Origin of the sequence: Streptomyces sp. NPDC002588, from assembly GCF_040295925.1 — a bacterium.
In the GTDB taxonomy this organism is placed as follows: domain Bacteria; phylum Actinomycetota; class Actinomycetes; order Streptomycetales; family Streptomycetaceae; genus Streptomyces.
In genome coordinates, this window is record NZ_JBEOWF010000021.1 from 159,668 (window position 1) to 167,863 (window position 8,196).

Here is an 8,196-nt window from a genome sequence, read left to right on the forward strand (position 1 = left end):
ACTGCGCCGGCCTTCTGTTTCCGCAGGTCCGCCCGGGAGGGCAGGGCTGCGGGGATCGCTGATGCGTGACCGGGGACCACCTTCCAATCCGGGGCCTGCGGTACCCGAGCGGACTTCTCCCTCGCCCGGGCGATCCTGATGGCGTCTGCTCCTTACCTCGTTCGGTTACTCGGTTGCACTGCTGGATAACGCGGGTACTGCGCACGGCCCCTCGGGCCGTGTCCTGCCGACCTGCATGCGCGGCAGTTCGTGTCTGTCGCGCCCACTTGGACTTCTTGGGTACGAAGGAAACAGTACCCCTGCAGAAGGCTAATTTCTACCTTCGCCACAGAAGGTTTTCTCCTTGGCTGACATGTGGAGCTCTGCCACAGCTGCATCCGGAAGGCTCTCCCGCCGGATGCCGACCACCGCTCGCACGGTCGGGTGAAGAGGTCGCGATGGCGGAACCTTCGTGGGCGCCGGCGCGTACCGGCGAGGGCAGGGCCCGGCCGTCGTGGGGGTGGCAGCCGCGGACGACGAGGACTCCCCCACTGCGCGCCGTCGTGTCCCGCACTTCACGTGCTTCGAGTCGTTGCCGAACGTGGCTGCACGGCCTCCGGCGGCTGCGTGTCCGCTCCGACGGCTGAGCCGACCGCGTCAGCCGTTGTCACCCCGCTCGCCCGTGGCCGTCTTGGAGAAACCGTCCTGCCAGGCGGCCTTCGCCCCGGAGTCGCCGATCCGGTACACGTCCACGACCGCGCCCGCGGCCACCCCGACGGACAGCACCGCTGCCGCCACGCGGACGCCCAGCGCGGACCGGGACGCGGCAGACCTGCGGGTCGACCACCAGATCACCGTCGCCAGTACGAACAGGCCCGCGGCCCACGGGAGCAGTCCGTCGCCGAGTTCGGCGTGCCTGCGGACGAGGGCGTTGCTGTCGACGTGCTCCTCCAGCCACTCGCCGGCCCCCGTCGCCAGGGGCACGCTCGCCAGCGTCAGCAGGGCCAGCACCGGCAGCACGATCCCCATGCGCCGGGCGGCACTCGGCCATATCGCGCCGACCACGACCGCCAGAGCGCTCAGGGGAACGAGCACGACGACGAAGTGCACGATCAGGACGTGTACCGGCAGACCGTTGACAACGGTGAGGCTCATCGGGTGTTCCTCCAGAAAGCGACCGTGAGGAGTCGGCTCGGGCACGTCTCCGCGTGCCGGCCGTCGGGGCGCGTCAGCCTGGCACAGGAATCTCTCAGGTTCTTCTGAACCCTCGCCCTCGGGAAGTTCTCGTAGACCGCGTCGCCGACCTGGCCGGGCGCCCCGAAGGCGGACAACAGGCCGCCATCACGCCGCGGCAGCGGTCGGCCGGGAGCCGCATGGCGGCCTCGTAGTCCCACCAGGACTCCGTCTGCGCCGGGACGAGCAGCATGGCCGGGAGCTCGGGATCGCCGGCAACGGCGTGGTTCAGCCGGATCCCGCCGAGGTCGACGGTCCGTTCCGGATAGCCGTGCGACACGTAGATCTCGGCGTGTGGGCAGCCTCCAGGCAACCAGCCAGGTGGCTCATCGGGCGACCGCCCCGACGAGGTCGGCGGTGGCGTCCCACAGCCGACCGGCCATGGCCGGGTCGAGGCCGGCCCTGCCCGGCCGGCGGAGGGCCGGGGAGCCCCGGAAACCGCCCAGGCCGTCCGGCCCGACGTAGGAGTTGCCGGGGACGTCCTGGGTCGCGGCATAGAGCAGCGACAGCGCTCCGTGAGCGCTACCACCCCGAGCAGTACGACGACAACAGCCGGATCAACGTCGCGCTGCTGCGCGCGGCCGTCGCCCGGGACGGACCCGGCTCCGCGTCGGCGGATCTGGCGAACATCCTGCTGCGCACCAGCGACGAGTTCGCCCGACTGTGGGAGCGCCACGAGGTGGGCCTGCGGTGGAGCGAGACCAAACGATTCGTCCATCCCCAGGTCGGGGCGCTGGACCTCTACTGCCAGCTCCTGCTGGAGCCGGACCAGGGCCAGTCTCTTCTCGTATTCACGGCCACGCCGGGCACGGAAAGCCACGAGAAGCTCGCCCTGCTCACCGTGCTCGGCACCGACCGGTTCGCCGCCGACACCGAGTGACATCACCGCGACCGGGACCAGCGGCGGCAACGCTTCTCCCACTGATGACACACGGGTATGGCCCTGCCAAACTTGTCGGGCAGCCCCGGAGCAGCCGGTCACGCGTCGGCTGAGTGCGATCAGGACGGAGCCTCGAATTGAGCGGGTTCCTGCCTGTGATGGAGATGTCGGCCGTGGCGGTAGCCCTGACGACAGGATTCGCCGGGGTGGCGCGGATGCGCGCCCGGTACGTGCGGCCCCATCTGAAGGTCACCACCGGCGTGGTGACCGGGCACAAATACGTCCACGGGGATGAACACGGCGACGGGGGTTACCTGCCGACGCTCGAATTCACCATCGAGACCGGCCGGTCGGTGCGTGCCAGGGCGAAGGGGAAACCGCTGAGCGAACCGCCGGAGCAGGGGAGGGAGGTGCCCGTGGTCTATCGGCGGGACCGCCCTGACAAGTGGTGCTACCTCGGCAACTTGGCCGACTACGAGCAGGAGACGAACGTCGGTGTCTGGGCAACCTTCCTGGGTACTGCCCTTACGGTCGGCTTGGTCCTTGGGCTGGCCGATCTGATAATGATCATGTGGGGTTAGGGCGCGGCTCGTTCCGGGCCGCCGAGCGGCCGTCCCGCCGGCGCAACCGCCGCCGGGATACCGGGTGGAGCGAGGAACGCGGATCGCCTGTCACTCCCTGCGCGGCCCGCCACCCGACCCCGTGAACTCCGCACATATTCGGCCAATAGTCACGGGCTTTTTGCCACTTCATCATCTGAAGACAACCTTCCGTTGGGCGGAAAAGTCCAGACGATCATGAAGATCCGTTTTCTCCTCCACAACGCCTATGGCATCGGTGGCACGATCACCACCACCTTCAATCTGGCCCAGGGGTTGGCGGAGAGACACGACGTCGAGATCGTTTCGGTGCTGAGACACAGACAGAGAACGGCCTACACGCTCGACCCCGGAGTCCGGCTGCGGCCTCTGGTGGATTTACGGGCCGAGCAGGAACATCCCCTGCACCTCAAGCCGGCCCGTGTCTTTCCGGAGGCCGAGTACCGCTACGGGCAGTACAGCCGGTTGACGGACCAGCGGATCGAGGAATGGCTGGACGGCACGGATGCCGACGTCGTCATCGCCACACGGCCCGGGCTCAACGTCCACCTCGCCCTTCAGGGGCCACGGCGGCTCCTGCGCATCGGGCAGGAACACCTGACGCTGGACCACCACTCCCCGCGGCTGCGCGGTGCCCTGCGCCGGGCGTACCCGCGGCTGGACGCCCTGACGACCGTCACCGAGGCGGACGCCCGCGCCTACCGGCGCAAGATGCATCTGCCGGGGGTGAGTCTGCAGTGCCTGCCCAACAGCGTGCCCGATCCCACGCTTCCGGTCGCCGACAGCAGCTCGAAGACCGTCATCGCCGCCGGGCGGCTGGTACCGGTCAAGCGCTTCGACCTGATGATCGAGGCGTTCGCCCGTGTGGCCGCCCAGCGCCCGGACTGGCGACTGCGCATCTACGGGAAGGGGGAGGAACACGAGCGTCTGTCCGAGCTGATCGAACGGCTCGGGCTTCACGACAACGTCCTTCTCATGGGAGCCGCCACACCCATCGAAGCCGAGTGGGTCAAGGGGTCCATCGGGCTCGCCGCGTCGAACTTCGAGCCCTTCGGCATGACCATCGTGGAAGCGATGCGCTGCGGGCTGCCGGTGGTGAGCACCGACTGTCCGCACGGACCCGCCGAGATCATCCGGGACGGAGTCGACGGCCGTCTGACGCCCGTGGGTGATGCGGACGCCCTGGCCGCGGCGCTGCTCGATCTCATCAATGACGACTCCCTGCGTCGCCGCATGGGGCAGGCCGCGGTCCGCAATGCGCAGCGGTTCTCTCCCACCCTCGTGGTGCGTCAGGCGGAACAGCTGATCGGTTCGCTGCGGGCGCCGGGCACGGGCGAGGGCCCGGGAGCGCTGCCCGGCCCCGGTCTGTACCGGGTGGTGACGAGCAGAAGTCATGCCCTCAAGGACGGCGCCCATGTGGCGGCAGGCAACGCGCTGCGCAGAGTACGGAGTTCCGGCCGATGACCGAAGACCAGCATCATCAGCAGCAGCAGCACGAGCCACGCTGCCACTGCACCGTCGACGAAAGCGGGAACATCGCCTGGTCCCTGGAGCTGCCGGAGGCGCGTGAGCCGCGGCTACTGCTGCGCCGGCGAACCGAGTCCAAGGGGACGGCCGCCGAGGAGCGGCCTTCCCACTCCCTCGCCCTCGAGGAGACGCAGGGAGGCAGGTGGGTCGCGGTGCAGCCCGGCCTGCCTGCGCTCGCCGAGGGACGATGGGACGTCTACGTCGTCGAGCGGGGCAAGGACGAACGACGGGCGCGTCCCGGTTTGCGTGACCTTCGGGTACTCCTCGACGGCAGCCACCGGAACCGGACCTCTCCGGTGGCCGTCCGCATCCCCTACGCCACGAAGGACGGCTACCTCGCGGTGCGGACCTGGCTGCGCACGGCGCACGCGGAGACGCAGTCGCTTCGTATCGACGACGACGGCATGACCGTAGCGGGTCGGCTGCACGGAAAGCGGCTGGGACCTCGCGCGACCGTCGTGCTGAGGCACCGCCAGGAGCGGACACTGCACCCCTTGCCGCTGCAACAACAGGCCGACGAGCACGAGTTCGTCTTCCGCGTCGACTACGCGAACCTGCTGCGGCCGGGGCAGACCGGGCCGTACGCCTGGGACGTGTTCGTGCAGCCGCAGGAGGAGGCGGACATGGTGCGGGTGGGCAAGCTGTTCGACGACATCCCGGACCGCAAGAAGATCTTCGTCTACTCCGCCGCGCGGCTCGGGAAGCGCGGGGAGTACGAGGTCCGCCCGTACTACACGGTGAACAACGATCTGGCCATCGAGGTCAGTACGAGGTCTGTCTGAACAGCTCCACCACCCCGGAGGACCTCGCCGTGATCAAGCCCGGCCAGTGTCGACAACGCCCGTGATCAGTTCAGCTGGCGCCGCGCGCCGACGGCCGGGTCCCACCGCACATGCAGGGTGGCGGGTTTACGGAAGACCAGGCCGTACGGGGCCGCGGGGTGACCGGGGTCGAGGCGCAGGGCAGGGAGTCGGTCGAGCAGGTGCTGGAGGGCGATGCGGGTCTCCAGACGGGCGAGGTGTGCGGCGAGGCAGTGGTGCGGGCCGTGCGCGAAGGCCAGTTGGAGACGCGCGTTCTCACGGCGGACGTCGAACAGGTCGGGGTCGGGGAAGACGGCCGGGTCGCGGTTGGCCCCCGTCAGGGAGACCGTGACCAGGTCACCGCGGCGGATCCTGGCCGGGCCGAGGACGGTGTCACGGGTGGCGTAACGGTCCACGACGGCCGCGCCGGGTTCGAGGCGCAGTGATTCCTCGATCGCGCCGTCCAGCAGATCGGCGTCGGCCCGGACCAGAGCGAGTTGGTCGGGATGCAGCAGCAGGTGCAGCAGCGCGTTGGTGATCATCGCCTCGGTGGTCTCGATGCCTCCGAACATCAGCACTGCGGCATTGGACGCCACCTCGGGCGCTGTCAGCCGCCCGGCGGCCGAGACGAGGAGGGAGGAAGCGTTCCGGTCGGCGATGGTGGCCTCCACCGCGGTGCGGAGCTGCGTGTACGCCGCGGCGCCCGCGGGTCCCGCCTCGTGGCCGGCGGTGATGTCCGAGACCGACTGCACGATGGAGTCGTACCAGGCGAGCACCGTGTCCCCGCTGGTACCGACCAGCCCCAGCGCTTCGGTCACGACCGCGACCGCGAGGGGTCCGGCGAACGCACGTCGCAGTTCGGCGGCGCCCGTCTGCTCGAGCGTGGTGATGAGCCGGTCGGTTTCCCGCTGGATGAACGCGGCGAACCCGTCACGCACGGCCCGGGGGCGGAAGGGGGCGGTGAAGGGCTCACGGTGCCGGCTGTGGTGGTCGCCGTCGAGGGACAGCATGCTGGGGCCGACGACTTGCGCGGTGGAGAACCGGGGGTCGTCGACGGTGAAGGTCCCGGCGTCCCGCATCACGCTCAGCGCGAGATCGCGGCGGGTCACCAGCCAGCCGTCCAGCTCGGGGAGCCAGGACACCGGCTCCTGCGCACGGAGCAGCGCCAGTCGCGGATGCGGATCAAGGGCGAGTTCGGCGAGCGTGGTCGCGGCACCGAGTGGGCAGGAGTCGACGACGCTCATTGCGCGCCTTCGCCTGGCAGGAGGGAACCGTTCACGCCGCTGAGGCTAACAAACCGTTCCGAAGGCGGGGCTGAGGGATCCGCGCTGAGGCCGGCCGGGATGGCGTCGCCCCACATCGCGGCCGCGGCACGTCCCCGCAGCATCCCGCCGCCGCCCGCCCTGTGACTCCGCCGGTCTTCACCGGCGTCGGTCGTGACGCCCGAGGGATGGGAATCGGGCAGGCTCTCGGTCACAGTGGACGTCCTCGGTCGAGGGGGAAGCCGTCGCGGCGGAAGGAAGACCGATGACCGAACCGGATCTGTTCGAGCTGGAAGCCGTCGTGGTGGGACAGCCGAAGCGTTCACGGTGGCGCAGATACGTGGGCCCCGACCTGGCCGTGTCCACTGTGGAGGGGACCCCGCTCGCCCGTGTCACACACGCCGACGACACCCACTTCCTCCTCACGAAGACGTCCGGCGAGTTCATCGTCCGCATCAAGAGGCGTTCCCGGTGGGGGCAGTTCGGACCGGTGCTGTTCCACTTCACCGACGCCGCGGACCGGGAGGTCGGCTCTGCCGGTGCCCGTGAACTCATCAAGACCCGGCAGCTGAGCCTCCGGACGGAACAGGGACGCCGACTCCTCCTCACCCGGCGGGGGATCCTGGACAACGAATGGCGTCTCACGGAGACCGATCCGGAATCGGGCCCCGCGCCGAAGGTTCTCGGCCGGGTCACGGTGAGCACCATCGACGCGTGGCTCGGGTTGCAGCAGTACATCGTCGAAACGGACCTCCGCCTGGACGCCTCCGAACGGCGGACCGTCGTCGCCTCGGTCGTCTGTCTGCACCTGCTCCGCCGGCCTCCGGGCGCCACCGCTCACGGATGAGCCCGGGGCGTTCCGTCGAGACTTGTGCAGGCTCCGCGAGCGCGGCGGGTCGGGCCGGGATCGCGGGCGACCTTCCGAGGGGCGTGCGGCGGATACGGGGCGGGTCTCTCGTACCGCGTTCAGGTGCGGTCCGCGCCCCGTGGGGCGGGCCGGGTGCGGGTGGCGTGGAGGGAGCCGAGCAGGTGCAGGGCCTCCGCGCTGCTGCTGCCGGGCTCCGCGTGGTAGACGACGAGTTGCTGGCCCGGGGCCTCTCTCACATCGAACGTCTGGTAGCCGAGGGTGAGGCGGCCGACGTCGGGGTGCAGGAACTGCTTGGCCTCGTGGGTCTTGCCGCGCACGGCGTGGCTCTCCCACAGGCGGGCGAAGTCCGCGCTGTCGTGGGTGAGGGCGGCGACGAGTTCACGCAGCCGCGGGTTGTCCGGCTCGTAGCCGACCGCCTGGCGCAGATTGGCGACGGTGGCCTGGGCCGCCCGGTTCCAGTCCTGGTAGAACGATCGGCCCGCGGGGTCCGCGAAGGCCATGCGGGCCAGGTTGTCCGCCGGTTGGAACGGCATGTAGAGGGCGTCGGCCAGCGCGTTGGCGGCGAGGATGTCCAGGGTCCGGTTGAGCACGAAGGCAGGCGTGTGCGGAAAGCCGTCAAGCAACTGCCGCAGCCCGGCGCTGACCCGGTGGGGCACGGGGACGGCGGGGGCGTCGGGCACCGTGCCGGCGAGGCGGTACAGATGCGCCTGGGCGTCGTCGTCGAGGCGGAGCGCGCGGCTCAGCGCGTCCAGCACCTGGGCGGAGGGGCGGCGCTCCCGGCCCTGTTCCAGGCGGGTGTAGTAGTCGGCGTTGACGTCGGCGAGCACCGCGACTTCCTCGCGGCGCAGGCCTGGGACGCGGCGAGTGCCGTGGCTCGCCATTCCCACGTCCTCGGGCCGCAGGCCCGACCTGCGACTGCGCAGGAACTCTCCCAGGTCGTTGTCAGCCATGCCCTCCAGGCTAGGGGACGGCCGCCGTCTGCTGCCTGGGTGCGGTGCACCCAGGCAGCAGACGTGCAGGTTGTGAAGGCCGGCACAGTCACACCCTC

Annotated in this window: 8 protein-coding genes; 5 read left to right on the forward strand and 3 right to left on the reverse strand. The window is 70.1% G+C overall.

Annotation, left to right across the window (positions count from 1 at the left end; genetic code table 11):
- Positions 1–636: 636 nt before the first annotated feature.
- Positions 637–1,134 (reverse strand): DUF2231 domain-containing protein, encoded by a 498-nt coding sequence (locus tag ABT057_RS24690; protein WP_352345738.1) that lies wholly within the window; start codon positions 1,132–1,134, stop codon positions 637–639.
- A gap of 370 nt (positions 1,135–1,504) precedes the next feature.
- Between ABT057_RS24690 and ABT057_RS24695 the strand changes: the two genes are divergently transcribed.
- The 4 genes from ABT057_RS24695 (at position 1,505) to ABT057_RS24710 (ending at position 5,000) form a co-directional block, all read left to right on the forward strand.
- Complete coding sequence (locus ABT057_RS24695) at positions 1,505–2,092, forward strand: MmyB family transcriptional regulator (protein ID WP_352345751.1); 588 nt, start codon at positions 1,505–1,507, stop codon at positions 2,090–2,092.
- A 137-nt stretch (positions 2,093–2,229) separates the two neighbouring features.
- Entirely contained in the window at positions 2,230–2,673 is a 444-nt protein-coding gene (locus ABT057_RS24700) for a DUF3592 domain-containing protein (RefSeq protein WP_352345739.1), read from the forward strand.
- A 216-nt stretch (positions 2,674–2,889) separates the two neighbouring features.
- On the forward strand, positions 2,890–4,155 hold the full coding sequence (locus ABT057_RS24705) for a glycosyltransferase family 4 protein (protein WP_352345740.1): 1,266 nt from the start codon (positions 2,890–2,892) through the stop codon (positions 4,153–4,155).
- Positions 4,152–5,000 (forward strand): transferase, encoded by an 849-nt coding sequence (locus ABT057_RS24710; RefSeq protein ID WP_352345741.1) that lies wholly within the window; start codon positions 4,152–4,154, stop codon positions 4,998–5,000. The genes ABT057_RS24705 and ABT057_RS24710 overlap by 4 nt, the downstream gene beginning before the upstream one ends.
- A 65-nt stretch (positions 5,001–5,065) precedes the next feature.
- On the opposite strand, the gene ABT057_RS24715 is transcribed toward ABT057_RS24710, so the two are convergent.
- A complete protein-coding gene (locus ABT057_RS24715) occupies positions 5,066–6,262 on the reverse strand; it encodes a cytochrome P450 (protein WP_352345742.1) in 1,197 nt (398 codons plus the stop codon).
- Between the two features lie 283 nt (positions 6,263–6,545).
- Here ABT057_RS24715 and ABT057_RS24720 point away from each other — a divergent pair, with 283 nt between their 5' ends.
- Positions 6,546–7,127, forward strand: coding sequence for a hypothetical protein (locus tag ABT057_RS24720; protein ID WP_352345743.1), 582 nt, complete (start codon positions 6,546–6,548; stop codon positions 7,125–7,127).
- A 119-nt stretch (positions 7,128–7,246) separates the two neighbouring features.
- Here the strand turns inward: ABT057_RS24720 and ABT057_RS24725 are convergent, their stop codons facing one another.
- The gene (locus tag ABT057_RS24725; protein WP_352345744.1) at positions 7,247–8,098 is read right to left on the reverse strand and encodes a helix-turn-helix transcriptional regulator; all 852 of its coding nucleotides are present in this window, start codon (positions 8,096–8,098) and stop codon (positions 7,247–7,249) included.
- Positions 8,099–8,196: the final 98 nt, after the last annotated feature.

What these genes read in the sequence shown, in the direction of transcription:
- ABT057_RS24705 (WP_352345740.1), top strand. Translation starts at nt 2,890, where the DNA reads ATGAAGATCCGTTTTCTCCTCCACAACGCCTATGGCATCGGTGGCACG.
- ABT057_RS24710 (WP_352345741.1), top strand. Translation starts at nt 4,152, where the DNA reads ATGACCGAAGACCAGCATCATCAGCAGCAGCAGCACGAGCCACGCTGC.
- ABT057_RS24690 (WP_352345738.1), bottom strand. Translation starts at nt 1,134, where the DNA reads ATGAGCCTCACCGTTGTCAACGGTCTGCCGGTACACGTCCTGATCGTG.
- ABT057_RS24715 (WP_352345742.1), bottom strand. Translation starts at nt 6,262, where the DNA reads ATGAGCGTCGTCGACTCCTGCCCACTCGGTGCCGCGACCACGCTCGCC.
- ABT057_RS24725 (WP_352345744.1), bottom strand. Translation starts at nt 8,098, where the DNA reads ATGGCTGACAACGACCTGGGAGAGTTCCTGCGCAGTCGCAGGTCGGGC.
- ABT057_RS24720 (WP_352345743.1), top strand. Translation starts at nt 6,546, where the DNA reads ATGACCGAACCGGATCTGTTCGAGCTGGAAGCCGTCGTGGTGGGACAG.